This is a genomic window from Ruegeria sp. YTSC002 (assembly GCF_059609845.1).
In genome coordinates this window covers 79,248-102,738 of the sequence record NZ_JBXWML010000008.1, presented here as the reverse complement: position 1 = coordinate 102,738, position 23,491 = coordinate 79,248, and the positions used below count along the sequence as shown (strand labels likewise).

The window sequence follows — 23,491 nt, the reverse complement described above, 5'->3', positions numbered from 1 at the left end:
ATTCGATGCCGGTGGAGCAGGAGCCACCCACCTCATCCGGATTGGGCCGCAAAAGATCATCGGTTCACATCTTTGGATCTATTTGTCGGCGCCCGGCTTGGATGAGATGGATGAAGATTGCTTCCGATGGCTGCGGGCATCAAGCGCACCTCCACTTGCTGGGCCGAGAAAGGGTTGAATCAACATCCGGTCGAGCCAGAGGTCGCGGCGCGTGCGAAACTGCTTGATGCCGACCACCATACCCTTGTGCCCTTTCGCAGGCTGCGCGACGTAAGTCCCCAGGAGCCGATCCCACCAGGGTAGATAAAAGCCGAAGTTCGAGTTGGTTTCGCGTGGATCAATGGAATGGTGCACTCGGTGCATGTCCGGGGTGACGATGATCCATCTGAGGAAACGATCTATCGGGCGCGGAAGATCAATGTTGGCGTGATTAAAAAGCGCGGTCGCGTTCAAGATGACCTCGAACAAGAGCACGGCGACAGCGGGGGGCCCTAAGGCTGCAACAACCGCCAGCTTGATCGCCATCGAGATGAGGATTTCTACCGGGTGGAACCGCAAGCCTGTGGTCGCGTCGAAATCAAGATCTGCGTGATGCATCCGGTGCAACCGCCAAAGCCCCGGTACTGCGTGGAACATCACGTGCTGAAGATAGATCGCAAGATCGAGAAGCAGCATTGAGACCGCGGTGGCAACCCAAACCGGTACATCTATGTTGTTGAAGAGCCCCCATCCGCGGTCTTCGGCCATCACCGCAAGACCAACTGCGAGGATCGGAAAGGTCAGCCGCAGGATCGCGGTGTCGAGCACAACGAGCGCCAGGTTGTTTGTCCATCGCACAACGCGTGGTAATTCCCGTCGTCGCCGGGGTGCTGCAACTTCCCATAGTGCCATGACCGCCAGAATGCCCAGAAAGGCAACAAGGCGGATGGTCGGCTCAGCTGCAAGAATGGTGTCAGACATGGAGCGTGTCTTTCCGGGTTGTCGGTCGCGGCGGGTCTGCCATCATTTCTTAGTGACGATTGGTCCTTTGTAAGAAATAGCAGATATTCACGTGAAATCATCTGAGGGCAGCTTTATCCAGCACCCAACTGCCTACCAACAACTGCTGCCGTTCATTGAGCAGGTTTGACAGATGATCCCTGGTCTGAGACGTTCCCAACATTCGCAAGGGAGATTCTAACAATGGACCAGCATACTTTCTGATCCCGCCGCGCGCTGACCTTGATTGGCAGAATGCGCATTGAAACGCCCCTGCGGAGGACTCTGACAATGGACATACGGCGCTAGCCCATCGTGGGCGTTCGCAGTCGAGCATCTGCGCGACTTCAGCTTCCTTTTGTCATGAGGTGCATCATGCCCTTCAAACCACCAAAAACCACCTTCGGGCGGACCCTTCCTGCTGTGGAGGATACACCGAAATCCCCTAAGCTGGTGAAAGCCAAAGCCAAGCCGCAGCGCGATCTGCGTGTGAAGACACCATCGCGTGCGTCCAAACGGATGAACATGCCCGGAAAAGCGGGCAGTCGTTAGAGACTGGTGCGGGGCGTGTCGTGTGCCCCGCACTTCTAATCAGGATGGTCCAAAGGCGCCCTATACACTCCACGCTTCGCCAAACACCGGCACGAACTGTTTTTCAGGTATAGTCATCCCTTCATGGAGCGGCATTCGACTCGCTTGGTGAAGTCGCTCGCTTTGCGACGGCATTGCTCTCAAGAATTTCGCAAGACCCGGGGCCTCGAAGGTGATCGCCACCAGACATCAGACCAGCGGTAATCGAACCCAGGTATCCAAGCGACAGAATTGTAACCGCCACACATACCCGCTTCGACCGGAAACGCAGACCGATCGGTATGGCGAGGGCTAGACCCAAACCGATCTCGAAGATCAGGAAATACTGGCCGTAATGGCGTGGATCCCAATAGGACACTGGCGAGCGGAAGATCCAATTTGTGAACGGCATCCATTGCGCGCGCGCATCTTCATGGTGCAGCAGGAAGTCAGCCCCGACATGCAAAAGCGCGGAGCTGGCAAATACCATCACAATCAAAACTACTTTGCGGGGCAACAATGTAGGTACGAGCAGACAGACGACGCTCAGGGTGATGAGGGTGAGATATGCAGGGATCGAGTTCAGCAGAATTTGAAGCGTCGTCCATGGCTGTTCCCAGTAACGATAGTGGAACACTTCGCATCCGCTGGCCCCCCGCAACCGCTCGATGACAAACATCGCCCACACATCGGTATCCGGCACTAGCGCGCCTATCAGGCCTGCCAGCGCGACTGTACGATTCCCCGGCCTGGCGAAGACAGCAGCCCCGACCAGAAGATGGGTTTGGGTGAACACTATCACCTCCACTACTTGACATCTAGGTTGTCATATTCAATTATGACACCCAAGTTGTCAATTGGAAGCTCGGAGCCTTGTATGACGGAAAGACAAGAAGAGCTTGTCGCGCTGATCAGAGAAATCCGGACCGGATTCAACCGGCTCAAATCCGTCGCTGAAATCCTGCACAGCGATCTGGAAATCAACCCGTCGATGCGGGCGGTCCTTCAGGCGCTGGTTATCAAGGCACCGCAAACGGTTCCTGAAATCGCCAAGGCAAAAGGTGTCTCGCGTCAACATGTCCAAAAGAACATGAACGCCTTGCTGGAGAAGCGTCTTATCCAAGCGCAAGATAATCCGGATCACAAGCGGTCGGGAGTCTACCTTCCAACACCCGCGGGCAAAAAGCTCTTTGCAGAGATTCAAACCCGGGAAGAAGCACCGATGGCCGAGTTGGCTGAGGCCCTGGCCACGTATGACGTCGCTGCTTCTGTTCACCTGCTGGCCCGCCTCAATGAAGCGATTGAAACCATGATGGAGAAAGGAATCTGACATGGCACAGCAATCGAAACGGCACGGGAAGACCTTCGGGATCGCCTTTTTCGCGCTGCTGGTCTGGGGCGTCGTTGCCCTTTGGTCCTGGAATATCTTTGCGGTGGAGCTTTTGGGTCTTCCTGAGATGGCGTATCGCCATGCGATTGCCATCGGCATTCTCGTCCTTTCGGCTGGCGCATTGCTGGTGTTGCCTCTGTGGATTTCTCGGGCAGGCAACTCCTAGTGTCAGTGAAGTCTAAGATCGTAGCGCAGTTCGGTCATCCATCGGGTCCGTTGGGTGCTCTGGCTGGTCGGATCATGGCGGCGCGGAAGTCGAACCGCTTTCGAAATGAAAAGACCGTCGAGATAATGGATCTTCGCCCTCACAGCCAGGTGCTTGAAATTGGTTGTGGCCCTGGCCTCGCCCTGTCGCGATGCGCCTCTCTCGTGACGTCTGGCCGGGTGGTCGGTCTTGATCATTCCGGAGTGATGATCCGTCAGGCCCGTAATCGACTGCGCAGACAGGGCGTCGCAAACCGAGTTGATTTATTAGAAGGGGGGATCGACCTGCTCACCGCTTGGCCGGAGACATTCGACCGCGTTTACTCGCTGAATGTCATCCAGTTTCAAAGCGACAAATCCGGTTTTTTTCGTGCCCTGTTTGATACTCTAGCACCGGGCGGCCTCTGTCTGACCACTTATCAACCGCGGCTTGACGCGAATGCCTCTGCGGCCGCACGCCGCATGATTTCCGGCATCGAGGACGCGCTCCATGCTGTCGGGTACGAGAACGTGAGAGAAATCAAAATCATTGACGGTGCCGTTCCGGCGACATGTGTCGTTGGCCAAAAAAATGATCCTCACCAAAGCTAACGCGGAACAAGCCAAAGAAGATTGATATCAAAGGCACGAAACGGAGTTTTGAAGGCGACTTGCGACAGACCTGGCGCAGTATAGGGAAATATCCGACCTGGCCTCCGCAATTAAACACGGATGGCTGACACAGCTGATTTGATGACGGATATCGCAGATTACACCTCGAAATCGCAACCCAGTTTTGATGCGACCATCAATCCGGTGCCTGCAATTCGACATCCATCCAGTAGTTCACCAATGCCATTTCCGCAAATTCTCCGAGATCAGGGTGATCGGCAAAATAATGCAAAACCCGTACCACTACTTCCTTTTGCTCTGGTGTTATGAGGCTGAACTTGGACTTCCTGAAATCATGTAGCATTTCCTTCGATGTACCGGGATCCAGCGCCAGAAGAATGCTTTCATTGGCATATTCCGGGCTGTCCGAATTGCGAAGCGTCCAAATCAGATAAGCGGGCAAGTAGTATTGAAATGCCTTTGCGCTGAAAGCTGTGGGGGCAGCGTATCCGTGAATGATCATCTGATCGGTCATCTCCGGCCACCTGACGCCTCCGTAAAATTCAAGAATATCCACATCATCCATGCAGTCGGGATGTAAAAGTTCATCATCGAGAGGAGGGTCAAGCCCGTCAAATGCAGCATTGATCTGGGATATGAGCGCTTTGGTCGTTTTAGAGTCCTTTGACATGGCCAAATTCTAATATGGCTTACATTCTGAAATCGAGCGCTTTGGCCGCTAGTCGAATTTGAGTGAGTGCCATGGAATCCAAACATAGGCTTTTCCGGATATCAATCATGAGTTCCACGATGCCTCTATCTACACACTTAAACTGACTTCACCCGCCCCGGACAATGATGACTGGGCTCTGTTGCAAAATTTGAAGCTGACCGAACACTCTTGGCGATTGCAACGAAACTAGGCAGTCGACTCAGCGAATTGTTTGAACGGACAGAGTCCGGGCGTAAATTGGCCTTTTTGGATCATGTGTGACACTTCGATAACCAAGCTGCCATCGGCGCCATTAACGGAAAACTCACCGCTTCCGCATGTTGGATGGGTTTCAGTCCTCTTCTCTGAGGCGCTCTGCCATCTTGGCAAATCCGCGTAGTTCGGCATGTTCGAGTGGCGTGGTTCCGTTTCGATCAGCAAGCGATCTGTCAGCACCCGCCGCCAACAATGCATCCAGAACTGCAAGATGATCCGGGCCGCCGTCACCAAGCACAACGGCTTCGATAACGGCTGTCCAGTGCAGATTGTTCACATGGTCCAAAGGCGCGCCAGCGGTTATCAGGCGTCTGACTATCTCGACATGACCGAGATGCGCGGCTGCTATAAGAGCCGTTCCTTCATAAGGGCTTGTTGTCAGGCCGGGATCGTTGCCCAACTCGATTGCGAGCGTCATCAATTCTGGATCATTTGCAACGGCCGCAATAGTGACCACGTCGTAGGCCTGACCCTCAAGCGCATTCATGTCGGCACCGGCCTCAGCGAGTGCACGCAACGCCTCGTCCTCTGAAGCAAAGGCTGCCACATGGGCTGGTGTGCGGCCTCGAGGGTCTCGCGCGTTGACGTTTTCGCCCGCCGCAACGAGCTGCCGGATCACTTCTTCGTTGCCGGTGTGAGCGGCTGCGAAGAGACCGTCGTAATTCGCGACCTCACCAACCGAAGGTGGCGTCTGCGCCGTGCCCGCGTTGGCAGCAAGACTTGTTGCGAGCGAAAATAGTAAAAGACGAAACATGGCCAATCCTCTTACCTGCATATTGGTCAGGTAAGTGTGATGATAACAGCGGACCTATTCGATGTCCTTTTCCATTCAGGATCGGAATCCTTTCCTACGAACGGATCTCGCAAAGTCATTGGACAGAAAGACTGAGTTAACCGACAATCGCGTCATGGAGCTGTCAGCGACCACACCTGTCCACCTGATCCATATGGCCCCGGACGTCAACATGGCGCGGTTCTATGGAATAGAGTTGCAGCCAACGCTGTTTGGCGAAGTGTCCGTCCTTCGTACCTGGGGGCGTATTGGCACGAACGGCCAAGCCATGATGGTGACATATGATGATGAAGCCTTGGCTAGTGAAGCGCTCCAAAAACTCGAAAAGCAAAAGCGACGTCGAGGCTACGTCCCGGTCGGTGAGTGATTTCGGGCTGCTGCTTTTGTCCCTTGGCAAATCCCGAGCCAGTTGGCTCGTGACCGGGCTCTAGGTTCCAGCCGACGTATCGGCTTCCACCCAGAACACCCCAGCATGATCTCCCTGACGCAATAGCCCCTGAACCGTCTCATGTGAGCCGGGGCAGGGGCTTTGGGCCATGGTCGCTCCATGCCGTGGTGATCTGCCCGATCGGGTTTCGATCCCTTTTGCGCTCCCGCAGGATCGAAGATCCTTTGGCTTCTATTGTTGGTCAGGCGGGATTTGGACAAGCCAAACGCCGACCGACGTCAGGGGGAAGGCGCGGCCTCCCCCCTCGGACAAGACAAATAGACAAGACCGTGTCCTCGGCTGCGCCTGCGGGCCGCACCACTCTTGTCGATTTGTCCTGTCTCGCCCCTCTCCGCGTTCGCCACGTGGCAGGTTTTAGAGACAACGCCCTTTCAGGGCTTTGCTCAAAACCAGCACCAAAGGGGGAACAGCCCCGAAGGTCGCATCACAAAGGAGAGACGGTTTTGAACCTTGAGACGCCAAAAGACATCGAGACTGACACCAGCCTTCAGGCGGCAGAGATTGCGGCCCAGAATGATCTGTTTCGGGAAGCCCTGATCGATCCGAATGCTGCCATCGAGATGCACTCCAAAGGCATTCAGGGTCAGGTTCTTGTGACGCCCGGCGTGTCGGGCGAGGGGATGGAATTCCAGGCAGCAGCTTTGAAGGCGGTGGCGTCGGATGACCAGTTTGACGAGGGCAACGACCCCTACGGCGATCACACGTTCGGAACGGTGACGGTCAGCGGACAGAAGCTGTTCTGGAAAATCGACCTTTACGACGCGGACTACACATACGGCTCCGACCGCCCGTTTGATCCCGCAGTGACCCGCCGCGTTCTGACCATCATGTGCCCCAGCGAATACTGAAACCAGCCCTGTCCAACAGGCCCAACTGGACCGAGCGTGCATATTTGGGCGTTATGAAGAACAATAGCGGAACGCCGTCCGGCTTGACGAGATCTTGATCCTTACCCAATTTGCCCTTTCGTTTGGAGGGTATTGTATTGGAACGAGAATTTCTGGCTGTCTGGAGTCTGTCTTACGCTGATCTTGAGTTTATAAACAGCTATCGGCACGCAATGCGGATTGGGTTGGCTGCCCAGTTAGCGCACTTTCGGCGCTTCGGGTATTTCCCAAAGCGACTGAAGGACCTTCCATCGGAATCATTGGATTATCTCGCTGAACAGCTTGGTGAGGATGTCGCGCATGTGTCGAACTATGACATCGGTAGTGACACGGCGCGCCGCCACCGGTTGGAGATTCTACGCTTCCTCGGCATTCGCCGCGCCAATGACCGGGATCGAGCCAAACTGCGCGAAGCACTTGCATCGCAGGTTTCGACTTTGGGGCCCTCCACGGAAGATCTCGTTCAATTCGGCTATCAATGGGCCTTGGGCCAATCAGTGTTCATTCCATCCCGGAAGATCATGGAACGCTTGGTGCGTTCCGCGCAGTATAGTTTTCAGGAAGAACTTCTGGAGCATGCATCCAGCCGGTTGTCATTGCAAACCATTGCAGCACTGGAAGCCAGCTTAGCCAACCCACGCGGCGATCATGGCTTTCAAAGCCTAAAAGACGATGTTGGCGCAGCCACGCTGGACAATGTACTCGACGCAGCTGACCGGCTGGCCTTTATTCATGCTCTTGATCTGCCGTTCGATTTGGTCAACGAGGTTGATCCCACATGGATCAGGATATTGACCCGCCGGGTTGAGGGGGAAACAGCCTCAGAGATGCGGCGGCATAGCCGGGAAAAGCGCCTGGGATTGTTGGCGATCTATCTGATGTCGCGCAGATCGCAGCTGATTGATGGTCTTGTAGACCTGCTCATCGACGTTGTTCATCGCATCGGCACACGCTCCAAACGGAAGGTGATCAGCAAAATTGCCGCTGACATCGATAAGGTTCACGGCAAGGAACGGTTACTGGTGGACATTGCGACGGCGGCGATGATGGCCCCGAACGGCAAAGTCTCGGATGTGATCTTTCCAATCGCGGGCGCGGCCAAGCTGAAAGCCATCATTGATGAACACAGGGCCAAGGGAACACTGAATGTTCGGATTCAGACTGTAATGCGGGGTTCCTATGCCAGCCACTATCGTCGAATGCTGCCGTCCTTGTTGTCTGTCTTACAATTCCGCTCGAATAATGAGACGTGGCGACCGATCCTGGATGCGTTGGTTCTGATAATCCGCCTGAATGAGGAAGGACGGCGTTACGCCCCGGCTGCGCTGGCACCCGAGGGCTCAATTCCGCGTAAATGGCAGGAAACCGTGATCGACACACGCGGGCGGCTGAATGTTATTTCTTATGAACTCTGTGTCCTGACCCAGTTGCGGGATCGTATCAGGTCAAAAGAGATCTGGGTCGAAGGGGCTGATCGTTATCGTAACCCGGACGATTATCTGCCGAAGGATTTTCCTGAGAAGCGCGACGTATACTATGCTGGCCTGAAGCTCACCCAGGATGCACGGGAATTTTCGCGATCTGTTCGGGAGCAGTTGGAGTATGAGTTACGTCAACTGAACAGCTCGCTGCCCAATAGTGACAAGGTGCGGCTGCGCTGGTCTGGTGACAACTGCATTAGCATTACACCTTTCACCCCGGCACCAGAGCCAAAAGGGTTGATCGGCCTTAAATCAGAGATTGGTCGGCGGTGGCCGATGACCGGACTGCTGGATACGCTGAAAGAGACAGCGCTGGAGACAGGCTTTCTGGGAGCATTCGAAACGTCAGCCAGCCGGGAAGCACTGCCGCGTGATATCCGGGATCAACGCCTGCTGCTTTGCCTCTACGGCCTGGGCACCAATGCCGGTTTGAAACGTGTAGCTGCTGGCACGCCTGAAATCAGCTATGATGAGTTGCTGCATATCCGACGCCGCTATGTCGATCCTGCTTCTCTTCGGGCAGCGGCGGTCAAGGTTGCAGATGCCACGTTGGCGGTGCGCAATCCGTCAGTTTGGGGCAATGCGGGAACCGCCTGCGCGGCAGATTCCACCAAGTTCGGAGCCTGGGATCGCAACCTGATGACCGAATGGCATGCCCGCTATGGCGGGCGCGGTGTCATGATCTATTGGCATGTCGAACGGCAGGCGACCTGTATTTATTCCCAGCTGAAACGCTGCTCATCATCTGAAGTGGCAGCGATGATCGAAGGGGTTCTGCGTCATTGCACCGACATGGAGATCCAGCGCCAGTATGTTGATAGCCACGGCCAAAGTGCCATCGGCTTCGCCTTCTGTCATCTTCTTGGATTCGAATTGGCCCCACGTCTGAAGGCCATCGCCCGACAAAAGCTGGCCTTACCGAATTCCGCAATGCGGGGACAACTGCCCAACCTGCTACCGATCCTGTCCGGCACTGTTGACTGGGCCGAGATCGAAAGACAGTACGATGAAATGGTCAAATACGCTTCGGCCATGCAGCATGGCACGGCCGATCCGGAAGCCATCCTGCGTCGCTTTGCACGCGCCGATGTGATGCATCCAACATACAAGGCACTCGCTGAACTGGGGCGGGCGATCAAGACTATCTTTCTGTGCAGGTATCTACGATCCGAAGATTTCCGCCGCGAGATTCATGAAGGACTGAATGTAGTGGAGAACTGGAACAGCGCCAATGGCTTCGTGTTCTTTGGCAAAGGCGGCGAGATTTCCAGCAACCGGATTGCCGATCAGGAAATCTCCGCCCATGCCTTGCATCTGCTTCAGGCATCCCTTGTCTATGTGAACACACGCATGGTGCAATCCGTGTTGTCGGAACCAGGATGGGCAACTCGCCTGTCCGAGCGGGATTACCACGGCCTCACTCCATTGATCTATTCCCACATCAATCCGTATGGTCGGTTCGATGTCGATTTGGAAAAGCGGATCGACTTTGGGGCAATGGCCGCGTGATCTGTGCGTCACAAAAGGGTACACCCGCAGGAGACAGGGTGATGTGGCACGCCAAGATGTCACAAATGAGTAGTCAACAGCATATTGTTACATTATCAGAATGGGAACCACCCTAATGTGACAGTTTGCTATGCCCAAGATTGGATATGCCCGCGTCAGCTCATCAAGCCAGGATCTTGATATCCAGAAAGCCACGCTGAGAGCAGCAGGCTGTCAGATCGTCCGATCCGAAACAGTCTCTGGTGCTTCCCGTGATGACCGTTCTGAATTGGCTACAGTGATGGAATTTCTGCGCGAAGGGGATGAGCTGGTTGTTCATCGCCTAGATCGCCTCGGTCGTTCCACGCGTGACGTGCTGAACTTGGTATATGAGTTGGACGCCAAGGGCGCATCACTTCGTGTTCTTGAACCGCACGTAACCACCGCCGGAGATATGGGTCGCATGGTCATCACCGTTCTCGGTATGGTCGCCGATATGGAGCTGAAGTTTATCCGCGACCGTCAGCGTGCTGGGATCGACACCGCCAAAGGTAAGGGTGTCTACAAGGGGCGGCGGAAATCCGTAGATGATGAGGAAATCCGGCGATTGGCGAGCGAGGGCACCGCAAAAGCCCAGATCGCGCGTGAACTAGGGATTTCAAGAATGACCGTATACCGGGCGCTTGCTGATACAGACGTCTGAACCAGCCCTTCGTGTTTCGCGCGGCGGAAGTCTTCGGATCGAAGATACCGGCCAAGGAAGATGGATTTGACGCAAGAGTTATACGATGCGGCAAACGAGATTTCGGAAGGGGTTAACTTGAGCGACAAAACCGTGTTCCTTCAGGGTGATTCAACAAACCTTTCTTTTCCCGACAACCATTTCGATGGTGCGTTTCCAGTTCACGTCGCTATGAACGTCCCGGAAAAGGCTACGGTCTATGCCGAGGCGCGACGTTTTCTCAAACCCGGCGCAAGGTTTAGAATTTATGACATTTTGCAGGGAGAAGGCGGTGAGTTTTGTATCCGGCACCTTAGGCTTCAGAACCTTCGATCAGTCATCTCGCGACACCCGAGGAAATGTCCACGCATCTATTGGCCGCTGGTTTCAAAATTCTGAGTGAAGCGGACTCAACTTTGGAAAGTCACAGCTGGCTCAAGGAAAGAGCCGAAGCACCGAAGCCTGACAAACGACTTCTGGTGACGATCCAGCTATTGTTCGGAGCCGGTCCCCGGGGAAATGACAAAGAACCAACTCCGGGGCTTCATGAATGCCGGATGCTAACCTGTTCCTTAATTTGTGAAGCCTAATCAACCGTTTCCGCATTGTCCGTTTCTCAGAAACTGAAAAACCTGCTGGTGAATATCCTGCGTGGATGGCTCCTGCATAGCCAGACATTGATCCACGTGGTCATTGCGTCCACGCTTCAATGGCGTAGTCTCTTTTCACCCGAATTGGCGTAGTTGTCCCATGATAGACAATCATCAAAGCCTGCCCCAAGAGTCCGCCGATAGAATAACAAAACCCTTCGCACGCTTCCTAGAGATCCAAGCGGCCGCGAGTGGGCTCCTGTTCCTGGCTGTTCTGCTGGCTTTGGCGCTGGCAAACTCGCCTTGGCAAGAAGGCTTCCTGGGCTTCTGGAAGACCCCTGTTGGCCTGACATTCGGTTCGTTCGATTTCACCCGCTCGCTGCGACACTGGATCAACGACGGGCTGATGACCCTCTTCTTTTTCGTGCTTTCTCTGGAGCTCAAGCGCGAGATCGTACTGGGCGAATTGCAAAACCCGCGACAGGCCGCCCTGCCGTTCGCGGGCGCTTTGGGTGGCATGGTGGTGCCGGTCGGGCTCTATCATTTGTTGATGTCCGGGCAGCCCGGGGCGCACGGCTGGGGAACCGTGATGGCAACCGATACGGCGTTCGTGATTGGATGCCTGGCGCTTTTCGGAAGGCGGATCCCGTCCACCTTGCGTCTGTTCCTTCTTTCTCTGGCCATTTTTGACGATGTCGGCGCAATTCTCGTCGTCGCCTTCGGTTACGGGGAAGCGTTGAACTGGTCGGCGCTCGGTTTGGGTCTGCTGGGAATTGGTGTCGTCGCAGGCGCCTCGCGCGTCGGGATCAGAAGTGTCCCGGTTTATTTTCTTCTCGGTGCGGCAGTCTGGCTATGCATCGATGCCTCCGGCGTTCATGCGACCATCGCAGGGGTCATTCTGGGCCTTATGACGCCGACGCGCATATGGGTAAGCGATGCCCGGCTGCATGCAATCCTTGGACGCCTACGCGCCGTTCCGGCCGGCGATCGGCAGCAGGGAGATACCGCAACCCGCCATAACCTGCGTCAAGCAAGCAGAGCGGTCACGGAGGCACTCTCGCCAGTCGAACGGCTCGAGACAATGCTGCACCCTTGGGTCGGCTTTGCAATCATGCCGATTTTCGCGCTGGCAAATGCCGGCATCACGGTTCAGGGTGCCGATTTCGAACAACCGGTCTCCTTGGCGATAATTGTCGGTCTGGTGCTAGGAAAACCGATCGGCGTCTTCGGGTTCAGCTGGCTAGCTGTCCGATCAGGCCTGGCAGTGTTAGCGCCGGGCTTGTCGGGGCCGTTAATTCTGGCCGGCTCGTTTCTAACTGGTATCGGTTTCACGATGTCGCTGTTCATAGCGGGCTTGGCCTTCGATCCGGCGACGCTGAACGCCGCTAAGCTTGGAATTCTCTCAGGATCAGCTATTGCCGCAACGGCCGGGATCCTCATGCTGCTCCTGCTGACAATTCACGCAGCGCGCACAAAAAGCGCCACAAGCACCGCAGAACAAGACCGGGTACCCTAGAATGGGAAGAATACCGGGATCACCCCGACCACGGCTGCGCCGACGATAAGATTCATCGGCACGCCGATCCTGAGGAAGTCGGAAAACCTGTAGTTCCCAGCGCCATATACCAATGTGTTGGTCTGATAGCCGACCGGAGTGGCGAAACTTGCACTTGCGCCAAACATCACAGCGACGACGAACGGCTTGGCGTCGACACCGAGTTGTTCCGCAACACCGATCGCGAGAGGTGTAACGACGACGGCTACGGCGTTGTTGGTAACCGCCTCGGTGAGCGCCGAAGACAGTATGTAGATCACAGCGAGCGTGACAATTAGGGGCAACTCTACGAGAGTCGGCACCAATGTCTCCACGATCAGGTTGACTGCTCCTGCATTCTGCATACCGCTGCCGACGATTAGCATGGAAAAGATCAGCACAAGGACGCTGGCGTCGATGGACGCCCAGGCTTCGCCGCTGTCGATGCACCGGAGCACGAGGATGGCAGCGACCGCGACAAGGGCAAGCACGCTGATCTCGGCGAACCCGGCTGCGGCGAGCGCCACAACCGCGAAAAGCGCGAACAGAGCCAGCGGCGCTTTCCCGCGGCGGAAGGCGCGCCCCCCGGCATCCGTGATCGCGGCAAGATCGCCCGCCTCGGTCATTCGGGCAAAGCCTTCAGGCGTTCCTTCCAAAAGCAGCGTATCGGCGGGGCGCAATAGCGCCGTCGACAGGTCGGGTCCAAGCACTTCCCCATGTCGGTGGGCACCAAGAACACGCATGCCGTATCGGTGCCCCATGGCAAGCTGGGCAATGCGCACTCCGCGGCTTCGGCGTGAAAGCGTCACGATAGCTTCGGCGACGATCAGCTCCGAGGTGTTTTCGGCCGCTGGCCCCTGGCGCAACCCGACTTCGATCCCTTCAAGTTTCCTGAGGGTGAGCAGTTCTGATGTCGCAACCTTGGCAATGATCCTGTCGCCCGGTTCGAGTATGTGTTCACTCAATCCCTCTCTCTTGACTCCAGAACGCGCACGGATGCCGACGATTTCAACACCTCTTCGGCTGAGGGCGGCGATTTCATGAATCGTTCGACCAATATTCGGGTAGTCCTCTCGCGGGCGTACCTCGGTCAAAAAAGTCGCTTCATCGTCGCCGCCCTGTTCCGCAATATCCTTTCGGTCCGGCAGCAGGACAGGTCCAAGCAGGAGGAGCGCCACACCGCCTGTGGCCGCGGCCACCAGACCGACCGGTGTGATCTCGAAAATTGAAAACGGTTCCAAGCCAGACGCCTGGGAAACGCCGTCCACCAGAAGGTTGGTCGACGTGCCGATCAGAGTACACGTCCCGCCCAGGACGGACATGTAGGATAGCGGAATCAACAGGCGTGTCGCAGCAAAGCCCAGGCTCTGCGCCAAACGAATGGCCACCGGTATGAGGACGATGACGACCGGAGTGTTGTTAATCAGACCCGAGGCGACTAGCGTCGCGATGAGAAACGCCGCTATACCGGCGACCGGGCGCTTGCTCCCTGCGGCGACAACCTTGTTCGCAAGTGCGTCGAGAAGCCCGGTTCGGACCAGCGCGCCGCTGATCACGAACATCGCAGCGATCGTTATGGGTGCAGGGTTCGAAAACGCTGCCAAAACTTCATTCGTGGGGACAAACCCCAAGACGACAAACAGCGCGGCGGCCCCCGCAGCGGTTACGTCCGGTTCGAAGCGCTCGGAAAGAAATGCTGCGAACAGAAGGACGACAACTGCGAGCGCAAGATAGGGTTCATAGTCGGCGATGAGATCAATCAGTCCGCCCTCCTTCATTCATACCTTTGCCGCTGACGATATGGCGGTCACAGCATCCACCTTCCTGATTAGAGCGACAACTGAGTAATCATCCCAATTGTCCCGACAATACTGGCTCAGAAAGAAACCCAACTGGCACAGACGTGGCCGTCCGTGGAACGACAAATGTCCTATTTAGGTGCCCCCAGTTTCCTATCCAACGCGCCAATTCACTGACCAGTGGCAATATTTCGCAAGGCTCAGACGGGAAGTGCCCGGGCCTCTGCAAACGATAGCAATCTGCGGCTTTTCTCATCCCAAAGGTGCAGTCGCGCGCAGCGGAAGCTTTCCCAAAGCGTAATGCGTCTGGTCTGCGCCAGGGCGTCGTGATCCTTGACTACGTCGTGCAAACGGTAAAAGGGGATGCGGCTGGCCAGATGATGCACATGGTGGACTCCGATGTTCCCGGTGATCCAGCGCAGGATGCCGGGCAGAGCGTAGTGCGAACTGCCGTGAAGGGACGCGTCCCGGATGTTCCAGTCTTCCTCGTGCCGCCAGCTGGTTTTCTCAAACTGATGCTGCATGTAGAAAAACCACATGCCGGCTATTGCGGCCAGAAGCATCGTCGGCAGGAAGACGAACAGCAGTACTTCCCACCCGCCCAGCAAGACAATCACTGTCAGAGTGAGGCCTATGGCAGCGTTTGTCGCCATCGCACTCAACCAGTAGCGCCAGCCGGACCGCATCAGATGGACGGGCAGCCGGTTGTGCAGAAAGAACGTGTAAAACGGCACCACCCCGAACAGGAAAACCGGATGGCGTAACAGGCGGTAAAGCGTACGGCCGGGCCATCCCTTCCCGCGGTACTCTCTGACTGTCAGCACCGGCAGGTCTCCGATGCCCCGCCGGTCCAGGTTTCCGCTCGTGGCGTGGTGGATCGCGTGGGTCTTGCGCCAGACGTCATAGGGCGTCAGCGTGATAACGCCGATCACGCGACCGATCCAATCGCACAGACGCCGGTCGCGGAACAGGGAACCATGTCCGCAGTCGTGCTGGATTATGAACAGCCGGAGCAGGAAGGCTGCATTCGCCAACGCGAGAGCCAGTGCCAACACGGTGCTGATCGAGAGCACCCACCAGGCAACCACCCATATTGCCACGAAAGGCACGAGCGTGACCGTCAGTTCGAAAATGCTGCGGGAGGGGATTGGCTGCCGGTACTTCATCAGGGTTCGTGTCCAGTCTGATGCGGTCAGCTGCGCCTCTTCCTGTCTCGGACCGGTTACACCGGAGGGGTATCCCGCGCCGGGTGCCCCACCCGTGACGGGCAAGGGACCTGGCTGGACCCGCGCTTGCCGCGCGGTCGAGGCAGATCCGGCTTTCAACATGTCAGTTTGGACGCTGCCGTCTTGGTGGCATGTGCCAACTGACATGTCTTGATGACCGGGCTGTTGGCCCTGTGCCTTGTACGAGTTGGACGAAAACGGCATAGGCAATGTCCAACCCGGTGCAATTGAGCATGTCATCCCGGCGGCCTCCGAACGGAGTTCCCGCCAGCAATGATCCGGTTGATCAGAGCCGCCACGGCCAGGTGCGCCTCTATCTCGTTGTCAGTGCCAGCCGCGTTCTCATGTGTCTTTGCCGCATCGCGCAGGATACCCACGATCTCGTGTTCAGGCAGGACTTTGTTATCGTTCATAGCCAGCAGCAGTGCTTCGCAGATCGAGAGGGCGGCCACTCCCGGGAAGTCCTTCTCGCTAAGCATTTTGTGGTTTCCTTCCAGGTAACGCTTAGAGTTACGCGCGACCGGGCGGCCTCGCTTTTCACCAGCATCTTCGCAGAAAAAAGGCTAAGCTGGGCTAACCGAAAGCAGTCTCCGCACGATTGCGTCTGGAGATTTTTCGGCTTGTGAGGCCCCGATGACGGATATATTAGAAAGCCCGCTTACAAAGAAGTTACAAGTCTTCCTCGCCTTGTCTGAAGATGAATTGGATGTTTTGAAGCGTCTGCATCTGCGCCGCCGGTCCTTCACGGCGGGGCGTGATCTTGTACATCAGGGGCAATCTGATCAGGCCACTTACATTCTGGCTGCCGGCTGGGTTTGTTCCTACAAGCTTCAGCCGGACGGAACCCGCCAGATTGTGGACTTCCAGATACCAGGGGACTTTCTTGGATTGCGCAGCGTGCTGTTGCGCACCTCCGACCACAGTTTCGAGCCGGTCACGGACATTCAGGCGGTGGAGGTTCTGGCGGACGACCTTCTGGATGCATTCACGAAAACCCCTCGCCTGGCGGCAGCCTTTCTTTGGGCAGCATCACGGGACGAAGCCATGGTGGTCGAGCATCTCGTTGGAGTTGGCCGACGCGCCGCGGATGCGCGCATGGCGCATTTTCTTCTGGAACTGGGGGCAAGGCTGAAGTTGGTCGGAATGGGGAGCAAGGAAGGGTACGCCTGCCCATTGACACAGTATCATCTTGCTGATGCACTCGGCCTAAGCGCTGTCCATGTGAACCGTGTTTTGCGGAAGCTTCGCGAAAGCGGTCTGCTGACCTTTCAGGACGGCTGCGTGACGTTCGACGACTATGACGGATTGGTGGCCATTTCAGGTTTCGATACGGCGTATCTGGATCAGACCGGCCCACTTTTGAAATGAAGGAGGCCGCCCTTCGCTAAACTTGGGGCGGCCTGATTTTCTTCTAAGACGAGATAAGTCAGCTAATCGCTTTTGCAGCCGCGTCGAGTTCCCTGTTCGTCTCGCCGTAGTTATTCGCCTCGTGCGCTTTCTCGGCAGCCTGATAGTGTTCCAGCGCCCGATCCTTTCTGGGACCGGCAGGCGCTTTGTCACAAGCTGCTTTGACCGAGGTCATCTTCTCGGTGACATTGGTTTGTTCAGGTGTCATTAGAATGTCCTTTCCTGGACATTCCGAGAGTAGGAGACGCTGGGCAATGCGGCTCGTTTCAAGAACCGCACGCTTCACGCGCTTCTATTTCGCTCGGAACTGAGTGCCGCCGGAGATTCGGCAGGCACGAATATATGTACTCATCTTCTCCGCTCCGCTGCACTGACGCAGGTTAGCCTGGGACACTCGAAAGTTGTACTGTCCGCTTGGGCATCGGCTGTAGTGGTCAAGTTCTGGTTCTGAATCCAGACCCCAGGGGCCGGTTCACATGTCAATAAGTTCGTTAGAGGTTTCGCCCCAAGGTGAAGATTCATCCTGCTGGAGTCAGGTGGTGGGGGTTTGCTGATGTGACAGCCGCAGCCACCGACCGTTGTCCAGAAAATATGTGGACGCGCAGAGCGCCTCATAGATTGGTGAACCCGACTTTTCAGCGAATACGCGATAGGCGAGCACGGCAATGGCTCCTTGCCGGATTTGGCTGCGGTCTTTCATTTCCACGGTTCGCCAGCCCGTGTTTTTCTTCATATGCTCCAGAATCTGTCCGCCCTGAAGGATGCCTGGCGGATAGGGAAGTATCATCACTGCATTTTTTGCAGTCACCGTGCGAGCGCTGTCCGCGCCGCTGGTCCAGTGCCGCGCCTCCAGATCCCAGAGGATTGCATTGTCATGACCGGGTAGACCGCCCTGCCTGCGATCGCCGTCCTGTGCTTTGCCCAAGGTCATTGGCCCGTTCCCGGAGTGCCAGCGAGTATTAATTGCACAATCAGAAAGAAGGTCGTCAGTACCACCCAAATCAATCCAGACAAATTTGCCGGCCGGTTTTCCACACCACCAGAAACAGCCCTTAAACGCTTGCGGCGTTTGGGAAGAAGACGGGTCAGTTCCCGCGCGACCGATCTGTAATCCTGTTTGAGTTCGGGCACGTCACGGAATTGCGACAACAGCATCTCCAGTCGCGAACCAGCGGCCTCTTCCTCCAAAGCGGCAAGCGCGGCTGCCTCTTCCCAAGGTTCGAGTTCTAGCCTTGCAAGGGCCGAAAGTACCGTAACAGCATTGCCTTTCCGGTCCTCACCAACGAAGGCTTGCAAAAACCGATCGAACTCAGGGCTGTGCGGGTAAAGAATGCCACCTGCGGGCATCACCACTTCCTCCTTTTCAGTGCTTTCGGACCTTGGGAGCGAACGTGCCGACTGATCGGGGCCTCCTCTGGCAAGATCAAAATGTTTCGGATTGTTTCGATCATACCCGCGTCGCCTGGAGTACGCGCTGATGCAGATCAGCCGGTGTCCAAACCTCTGAAGTCAAACATCAGGGCAGCTCCAGGGTTCGCCAGCGCGGCCCGGGTCCCGGCGGCGCTAACATGGGTCAGCGCGTACCGCCCGGTTCTGGGATATATGTATGATGACCGTAAAGTTCGGTTGCCACTGTGCAATCGGTATGCTGCAGCCAAGGCAGTGCGGAAGGCACGTATACATCGCGGAGACCGGAGATGGCGCTGCGTTCAATCAGATCCACCGTGACCTTCCCGCGCCCGTTTACCCTATCCGGATATTCGGACGAGCTGCCTGCCGGTGAATACGAAGTATTGGTTGAGGAAGAACTTATCGAGACGCTGAGTTTCCCGGCTTACCGCAGAACAGCGATTTTCCTGACCATAAACGGCAAGGGGCGTTCGCTGGGCCGAACAGAAATGCGGCCAATTTCCTGGACCGACCTGGAAACGGCACTTGGCCGCGGCATTCAATATGACATCTGAAGATAGCGAGGCGGCGCTTTGCCGCTGGAGGAACTACGATGAACACTCCCGAATGGCTTAAACCCGGCCTCTACGGCGCCGTCATCGGCGCGGTACTTGTCAGTGTAGCTGGATTTTCTTGGGGCGGCTGGGTAACCGGCCGAACCTCGAACGACAGGTCCGTGGCTATGGCCCGTGAACATGTTGCCACCGCATTGGTGCCAGTCTGTCTGGACATGGCCCGATCCGATCCGGAACGGGCTGCCAAGATGGCGGCGATCCGGGCAGCTTCTACCTTCCGGCAGCGAGAGGCCCTCATGGCGGCTGGCTGGGCGACGGTACCAGGCACAGAGACCCCGAACCGGGACATCGCGCAAGCCTGCCTTGCAGCCCTTGACGTAGACAAGTCACCGGAGCGTCCGGAAAACACGATCACTGAAGGATGAGCAGCGCCATGTCACCACAACTGACTGAAACAACCGATCTTGAACGGCGCGTTCTAGCCCATGAACGGGTTCTCCAGTCGCTCATTGCTTACATGTCGCACACGGAACCGCGTTTTCTTGAGCACCTGAAGAAGCGTTTTGTTGAGCCGATGGCCATGGTGCGGCACGAGCATGACCACCGGAACGCGGATGATTACGCGGAGGAGTTCATTCGCGCCGTGATGGCCCTTGGAGAAACGCAATTGCCAAAGACAGTGAGCTCCAGCGTACTCGTTAAGCCATTGCACCAACCGGAAAAGAGACAAACTTCGGCACACCCCTATTATCCCACTGCGCAAGCTGATCGTGTCTGTGTCAGAGAGAGGAATGGGATTTGGGAGGTCAAGGTGGATGGCGTGTTCCACGGAGACTACCACGACAAGGGCATTGCTCTGGCAGCCGCAGCTTTGGCGCGCTTGTCGCTTTGATGAGAGGACTTCTCCTATGAACGAGCTAGTCAGAAAGTCCATTGCGGTTTTCGCCCGGCCTTTCAGTGTGCCTGGCTTCGACGAGACGCTTCCGGCAGGAGAGTACGATATTGAAACGGAACTGTGTTCACCGCCCGACCATCTGCACCCGGAAGCCTGGAAAGCATCTGTAGCGGTGAGACTGCATTCTCGGGCATCCCACCCCGGCCTGACGAGAACCTTGGCGGTTTCACTGGCCGACCTCGATGATGCCCTGGCAAAGGACAAGCTGACCGGAAAAGATCTGGCCGAAATTTTCCTCGAAGAAATGCTGGCAGACCCGATGGTTCGGCTGGTGATGGAGGCCGACGGTGTTTCCGAGATGCAGCTTCGGCATCTCTACGCGGGCGGGCGCGCATCTCAGGCGGACAAAGAGGCACGGGATGCGGATACAGCAGGTACATCGCCACAAGAAAACTCACAAATACAGGCTGCGGAGAACGAAGGAATGCCGACACAGAGGGAATAAGACACGTGGATCCACCCCGCGGACCGCCAGAGTCTGCGCCGGGTGCCGGTTCGCACGAGCAAGGGAGAAAACGATATGCCCGAACAGAACGGCGGCCCGGAAGACCGTGGGCCATGGCAAAGCAAACAGAAGAGCAATCCTCCCGAGATTGACGATCTTCTTCGTCAAGGCCGCGACCGCCTGAGCGGATTACTCCCTGAAGGGCGGCCGCCTCTGAGAGGGGTACTGGTTGCAGGAGCGATAGTCTTGGCTGCGGTTGCAGCCTGGTCTTCTTATTACACAGTCCCGAGCGACTCGGTCGCCGTTGTCCAGCGTTTCGGCAAATACACTGCTGAGGTTCCGCCTGGCCTGCATTTCAAATTTCCGTTTGGCATCGACGTTGCCACACTGGTGCCCGTGAAACGGCAGCTGAAGCAGGAATTCGGATTCACCACGCCGGGCAGGAGTGATCCCTTCCAAAGCCCATCAGACGGCCAGCGCGAAACCGAAATGGTCACGGGAGATCTGAACGCCGCGCTTGTGGAATGGGTGGTGCAGTACCGGATCTCGGACCCCCTGAAGTTCCTGTTCGAGGTACGCGAGCCAAGCGCGACTTTGCGCTACGTCTCTGAGTCCGTGATGCGCGAGGTCGTTGGAGACCGCACGGTTGACGAGGTCATCACCATCGGCCGGCAGGAGATTGAGAGCGAGGCACTTTTTAAGATGCAGGCTCTGTCCACGAAATACGCCATGGGCATCAGTATCGACCAGGTGCAGCTGAAGAACATCAACCCGCCGGGGCCTGTTCAGGCGTCATTCAATGAGGTCAACCAGGCACAGCAGGAAAAGGAACGCCTGATCAACGAGGCGCGCCGCGAGTACAACAAAGTCATTCCGCTGGCCGAGGGCGAGAAAGATCAGCGGATTCGAGAGGCTGACGGTTATCGCCTGAAACGCATCAACGAGGCGGAAGGCGACGCTGCGCGGTTCACCGCGCTTTTGGCCGAATACGTCAAGGCACCAGAGGTCACGAGGCGGCGGATATACATAGAAACCCTCCAGGATGTTCTGCCCACAATCCTGTCAAAAATCATTGTCGAAGGATCGACTACGAGCATCCTGCCGCTTTTGAACCTGGACAGGCTTCAGGAGGACCCGTCATGAGCATCAGACTGGGCCTCATTGCAGGGATTGCGGCTGCAGTTGGCGTGATTGCCTCTGGTTCCCTCTACACAGTTGGCGAAGTCGAACAGGCCATTATCACCCAATTCGGCAAACCCGTGGGAGAACCAGTTATAACGGCCGGTTTAAAGCTGAAGTTGCCCATCGTTCAAGAAGTCAACCGGATCGACCGCCGGGTTCTTGAGTGGGATGGCAATCCGTCCGACATGCCCACTAAGGACAAGCTCTACATTTCCGTCGATCTGTTCGCCCGCTGGAAAATCACCGACCCGTTGCAATATTTCCTGCGGCTGCGCGATGAGCGCAGCGCGCAATCCCGTCTGGACGATATTCTCGGCAGCGAAACCCGCAATGCCGTCGCAAAACACGAGTTGATAGAGATTATCCGGACTACGAAAGGCCGGATCCCGCTGCGGGACACGCTTCTGACTGATGAGGAGCGCGCGCAGGACATAGGTTCTCTGGTTCCTATCCAGAAAGGCCGCGCACTTGTGGAACAAGAGATTTTCGCAGCCGCCTCAGAGAAGGTTCGTGTATTTGGGATCGAGCTTCTCGATATCCGTTTCAAGCGGATCAATTACAACGAGAGTGTGCGTCCGAAGATCTATGACCGCATGATCTCCGAGCGCCGCCAGATCGCTGAACGTTTTCTTTCCGAAGGCAATGGCGAAGCCGCGCGAATTCGCGGCAACCGGGTTCGCGATCTGAACAAGATACAATCCGAAGCGTATCGCGCCGTCGAGGAAATCCGCGGCGTGGCTGACGCCTCGGCGGCTGCGATCTACGCAAAAGCCTACAACATCGACGCCCAAGCAGCCGAATTCTATGCGTTTACCCGGACAATGCAGGCCTACAAGGACATGATTTCAGGCGGAACGACGCTGGTCCTGACAACCGATAGCGAACTTTTCAGGTTTCTGAGAGGAATGGAGGCCGGAGAGCCGTCTGGGAGTACGTCTCCTCCCCCTCCCGGCCTGACGGCTGCGGCCGAACGCTGATGAATCGGAGGACAAAGAGATGACGGAAGAACCGGTGGATTTAGACGAAACGCGAAGCGCCGAACGCCAGATTGCGACCGACACCCGTTGCCGCAAACGCGGCGTTTGGGAGCAGACGCCATCCACTCCATCCGCGTTTAATAGGTTCAAAGTTTTGGGTTTTCGGCACGTGCATCCGCCGCAAACGCAAAAGTCCAGTTTGTCCGCGTCTTATCGGTTCGCATAGGGCACAACGAATGGCAACTGGTTTACATGTTCACTATTTGTTTTTCATGACGCCCAAATATGCACGCTCGGGTCAGTTGGGCCAAAAAGAAATGGCCCGCCTCTGGTCCGTGGACGAACGAACCGTCAAGCGAGAAATTAAGCGATTGACGGATTCAAGTATACTTCTCCAGCTTAGGCCTGGGGTTAGAGGCCGCGTCGCAGCGTACCGACTCAACTACACGGAAATTTACCGTCTGAGCGAACCGGTTTGGCGAAATGTTGGTTCTGATTTTGTATCGCGCATGGAGACACAAACTCCAAAACCGACCAAAAAGGTTGTTCATGTACAATTTGGCCAAGAAAAACCAGAAGCTGTTGAACATGAGGGACAAGACCTTCAGGGTCCGTGGGGCAGGGCGCTTCGGCGCCTATCAGAGTCTGAAGCACTATTGTTTAAAAGTTGGTACTGCGATCTCAAATTTGTTGAAATGCAAGATCAGACAATCACCTTGCGCGCACCCAGCAAGTTCATCGCACAGTACATTCAATCTCACCATTTGAAACCTTTACTTGGAGCGGTCCAGCTCGAGTTCGGGCGAATTCAGAAAGTGTGTTTGCTCGGCTAACAATCCAGATTTGTAGGTCGCACGCTGTGCCGTGAGACAA

General features: G+C 56.3%; 27 protein-coding genes. 17 read left to right on the top strand and 10 right to left on the bottom strand.

What is annotated here, in order from left to right:
• Positions 1-78: 78 nt before the first annotated feature.
• Positions 79-960 (bottom strand): sterol desaturase family protein, encoded by an 882-nt coding sequence (locus tag AC2FFD_RS15620; protein WP_496812678.1) that lies wholly within the window; start codon positions 958-960, stop codon positions 79-81.
• Positions 961-1,651: 691 nt separating this feature from the next.
• Positions 1,652-2,344: a hypothetical protein gene (locus tag AC2FFD_RS15615; protein ID WP_496873502.1), complete on the bottom strand. Its 693-nt coding sequence runs from the start codon at positions 2,342-2,344 to the stop codon at positions 1,652-1,654.
• On the opposite strand from AC2FFD_RS15615, the gene AC2FFD_RS15610 reads away from it, so the two are divergent.
• The 3 genes from AC2FFD_RS15610 (at position 2,333) to AC2FFD_RS15600 (ending at position 3,733) form a co-directional block, all read left to right on the top strand.
• Positions 2,333-2,878: a MarR family winged helix-turn-helix transcriptional regulator gene (locus AC2FFD_RS15610; RefSeq protein WP_496873501.1), complete on the top strand. Its 546-nt coding sequence runs from the start codon at positions 2,333-2,335 to the stop codon at positions 2,876-2,878. The two genes, AC2FFD_RS15615 and AC2FFD_RS15610, sit on opposite strands and share 12 nt — an antisense overlap.
• Position 2,879: 1 nt before the next feature.
• Complete coding sequence (locus tag AC2FFD_RS15605) at positions 2,880-3,104, top strand: hypothetical protein (RefSeq protein WP_496812682.1); 225 nt, start codon at positions 2,880-2,882, stop codon at positions 3,102-3,104.
• 74 nt (positions 3,105-3,178) lie between these two features.
• Complete coding sequence (locus tag AC2FFD_RS15600; protein ID WP_496812683.1) at positions 3,179-3,733, top strand: class I SAM-dependent methyltransferase; 555 nt, start codon at positions 3,179-3,181, stop codon at positions 3,731-3,733.
• Positions 3,734-3,929: 196 nt separating this feature from the next.
• Here the strand turns inward: AC2FFD_RS15600 and AC2FFD_RS15595 are convergent, their stop codons facing one another.
• Together AC2FFD_RS15595 and AC2FFD_RS15590 are read right to left on the bottom strand one after the other, a co-directional pair.
• Positions 3,930-4,424 (bottom strand): DUF6714 family protein, encoded by a 495-nt coding sequence (locus AC2FFD_RS15595; RefSeq protein WP_496873500.1) that lies wholly within the window; start codon positions 4,422-4,424, stop codon positions 3,930-3,932.
• Between the two features lie 373 nt (positions 4,425-4,797).
• Positions 4,798-5,475, bottom strand: a complete 678-nt coding sequence (locus tag AC2FFD_RS15590; protein WP_496873499.1) for an ankyrin repeat domain-containing protein — start codon at positions 5,473-5,475, stop codon at positions 4,798-4,800.
• Between the two features lie 61 nt (positions 5,476-5,536).
• Between AC2FFD_RS15590 and AC2FFD_RS15585 the strand changes: the two genes are divergently transcribed.
• The 6 genes from AC2FFD_RS15585 to nhaA all read left to right on the top strand — a co-directional run bounded on the left by AC2FFD_RS15585 (position 5,537) and on the right by nhaA (position 12,645).
• Positions 5,537-5,881, top strand: coding sequence for a WGR domain-containing protein (locus AC2FFD_RS15585; protein ID WP_496873498.1), 345 nt, complete (start codon positions 5,537-5,539; stop codon positions 5,879-5,881).
• A gap of 524 nt (positions 5,882-6,405) precedes the next feature.
• Complete coding sequence (locus tag AC2FFD_RS15580) at positions 6,406-6,810, top strand: DUF3768 domain-containing protein (RefSeq protein ID WP_496873497.1); 405 nt, start codon at positions 6,406-6,408, stop codon at positions 6,808-6,810.
• Positions 6,811-6,947: 137 nt separating this feature from the next.
• Positions 6,948-9,839: a Tn3 family transposase gene (locus AC2FFD_RS15575; RefSeq protein WP_496873496.1), complete on the top strand. Its 2,892-nt coding sequence runs from the start codon at positions 6,948-6,950 to the stop codon at positions 9,837-9,839.
• A 130-nt stretch (positions 9,840-9,969) separates the two neighbouring features.
• The gene (locus tag AC2FFD_RS15570; RefSeq protein ID WP_260027330.1) at positions 9,970-10,521 is read left to right on the top strand and encodes a recombinase family protein; all 552 of its coding nucleotides are present in this window, start codon (positions 9,970-9,972) and stop codon (positions 10,519-10,521) included.
• 66 nt (positions 10,522-10,587) lie between these two features.
• Positions 10,588-10,938, top strand: a complete 351-nt coding sequence (locus tag AC2FFD_RS15565) for a class I SAM-dependent methyltransferase (protein ID WP_158005275.1) — start codon at positions 10,588-10,590, stop codon at positions 10,936-10,938.
• Positions 10,939-11,289: 351 nt separating this feature from the next.
• The gene (gene nhaA, locus AC2FFD_RS15560; protein WP_496852955.1) at positions 11,290-12,645 is read left to right on the top strand and encodes a Na+/H+ antiporter NhaA; all 1,356 of its coding nucleotides are present in this window, start codon (positions 11,290-11,292) and stop codon (positions 12,643-12,645) included.
• Here the strand turns inward: nhaA and AC2FFD_RS15555 are convergent.
• The 3 genes from AC2FFD_RS15555 to AC2FFD_RS15545 all read right to left on the bottom strand — a co-directional run bounded on the left by AC2FFD_RS15555 (position 12,642) and on the right by AC2FFD_RS15545 (position 16,167).
• Complete coding sequence (locus tag AC2FFD_RS15555) at positions 12,642-14,441, bottom strand: SLC13 family permease (RefSeq protein ID WP_496747795.1); 1,800 nt, start codon at positions 14,439-14,441, stop codon at positions 12,642-12,644. The two genes, nhaA and AC2FFD_RS15555, sit on opposite strands and share 4 nt — an antisense overlap.
• 221 nt (positions 14,442-14,662) lie before the next feature.
• Positions 14,663-15,928, bottom strand: a complete 1,266-nt coding sequence (locus tag AC2FFD_RS15550) for a fatty acid desaturase (protein WP_496873495.1) — start codon at positions 15,926-15,928, stop codon at positions 14,663-14,665.
• A complete protein-coding gene (locus AC2FFD_RS15545) occupies positions 15,925-16,167 on the bottom strand; it encodes a hypothetical protein (protein WP_010442275.1) in 243 nt (80 codons plus the stop codon). The genes AC2FFD_RS15550 and AC2FFD_RS15545 overlap by 4 nt, the downstream gene beginning before the upstream one ends.
• 154 nt (positions 16,168-16,321) lie before the next feature.
• Between AC2FFD_RS15545 and AC2FFD_RS15540 the strand changes: the two genes are divergently transcribed.
• Complete coding sequence (locus AC2FFD_RS15540) at positions 16,322-17,056, top strand: Crp/Fnr family transcriptional regulator (protein ID WP_496873494.1); 735 nt, start codon at positions 16,322-16,324, stop codon at positions 17,054-17,056.
• A 58-nt stretch (positions 17,057-17,114) separates the two neighbouring features.
• Here AC2FFD_RS15540 and AC2FFD_RS15535 read toward each other — a convergent pair whose 3' ends face one another.
• The 3 genes from AC2FFD_RS15535 to AC2FFD_RS15525 all read right to left on the bottom strand — a co-directional run bounded on the left by AC2FFD_RS15535 (position 17,115) and on the right by AC2FFD_RS15525 (position 18,442).
• Entirely contained in the window at positions 17,115-17,303 is a 189-nt protein-coding gene (locus tag AC2FFD_RS15535; protein WP_496873493.1) for a hypothetical protein, read from the bottom strand.
• 324 nt (positions 17,304-17,627) lie between these two features.
• On the bottom strand, positions 17,628-18,026 hold the full coding sequence (locus AC2FFD_RS15530) for a hypothetical protein (protein WP_496809059.1): 399 nt from the start codon (positions 18,024-18,026) through the stop codon (positions 17,628-17,630).
• Positions 18,023-18,442 carry a hypothetical protein gene (locus AC2FFD_RS15525; RefSeq protein WP_496873492.1) on the bottom strand — a complete coding sequence of 140 codons (420 nt, stop codon included), beginning with the start codon at positions 18,440-18,442 and terminating at the stop codon, positions 18,023-18,025. Before AC2FFD_RS15525 ends, AC2FFD_RS15530 begins: the two co-directional genes overlap by 4 nt.
• Before the next feature lie 350 nt (positions 18,443-18,792).
• Here AC2FFD_RS15525 and AC2FFD_RS15520 point away from each other — a divergent pair, with 350 nt between their 5' ends.
• From AC2FFD_RS15520 to AC2FFD_RS15490, 7 genes are all read left to right on the top strand, one after another.
• On the top strand, positions 18,793-19,059 hold the full coding sequence (locus tag AC2FFD_RS15520) for a hypothetical protein (RefSeq protein WP_496873491.1): 267 nt from the start codon (positions 18,793-18,795) through the stop codon (positions 19,057-19,059).
• A 38-nt stretch (positions 19,060-19,097) separates the two neighbouring features.
• Positions 19,098-19,484: a hypothetical protein gene (locus tag AC2FFD_RS15515; protein ID WP_496809056.1), complete on the top strand. Its 387-nt coding sequence runs from the start codon at positions 19,098-19,100 to the stop codon at positions 19,482-19,484.
• Positions 19,485-19,492: 8 nt separating this feature from the next.
• Positions 19,493-19,951, top strand: a complete 459-nt coding sequence (locus AC2FFD_RS15510) for a hypothetical protein (RefSeq protein WP_496809055.1) — start codon at positions 19,493-19,495, stop codon at positions 19,949-19,951.
• 16 nt (positions 19,952-19,967) lie between these two features.
• A complete protein-coding gene (locus AC2FFD_RS15505; protein ID WP_496809054.1) occupies positions 19,968-20,459 on the top strand; it encodes a hypothetical protein in 492 nt (163 codons plus the stop codon).
• Positions 20,460-20,534: 75 nt separating this feature from the next.
• On the top strand, positions 20,535-21,602 hold the full coding sequence (gene hflK, locus AC2FFD_RS15500) for an FtsH protease activity modulator HflK (RefSeq protein ID WP_496873490.1): 1,068 nt from the start codon (positions 20,535-20,537) through the stop codon (positions 21,600-21,602).
• A complete protein-coding gene (hflC, locus tag AC2FFD_RS15495) occupies positions 21,599-22,618 on the top strand; it encodes a protease modulator HflC (protein WP_010442286.1) in 1,020 nt (339 codons plus the stop codon). Before hflK ends, hflC begins: the two co-directional genes overlap by 4 nt.
• 236 nt (positions 22,619-22,854) lie before the next feature.
• Positions 22,855-23,451 carry a DnaA N-terminal domain-containing protein gene (locus AC2FFD_RS15490; RefSeq protein WP_496873489.1) on the top strand — a complete coding sequence of 199 codons (597 nt, stop codon included), beginning with the start codon at positions 22,855-22,857 and terminating at the stop codon, positions 23,449-23,451.
• Positions 23,452-23,491 lie beyond the last annotated feature (40 nt).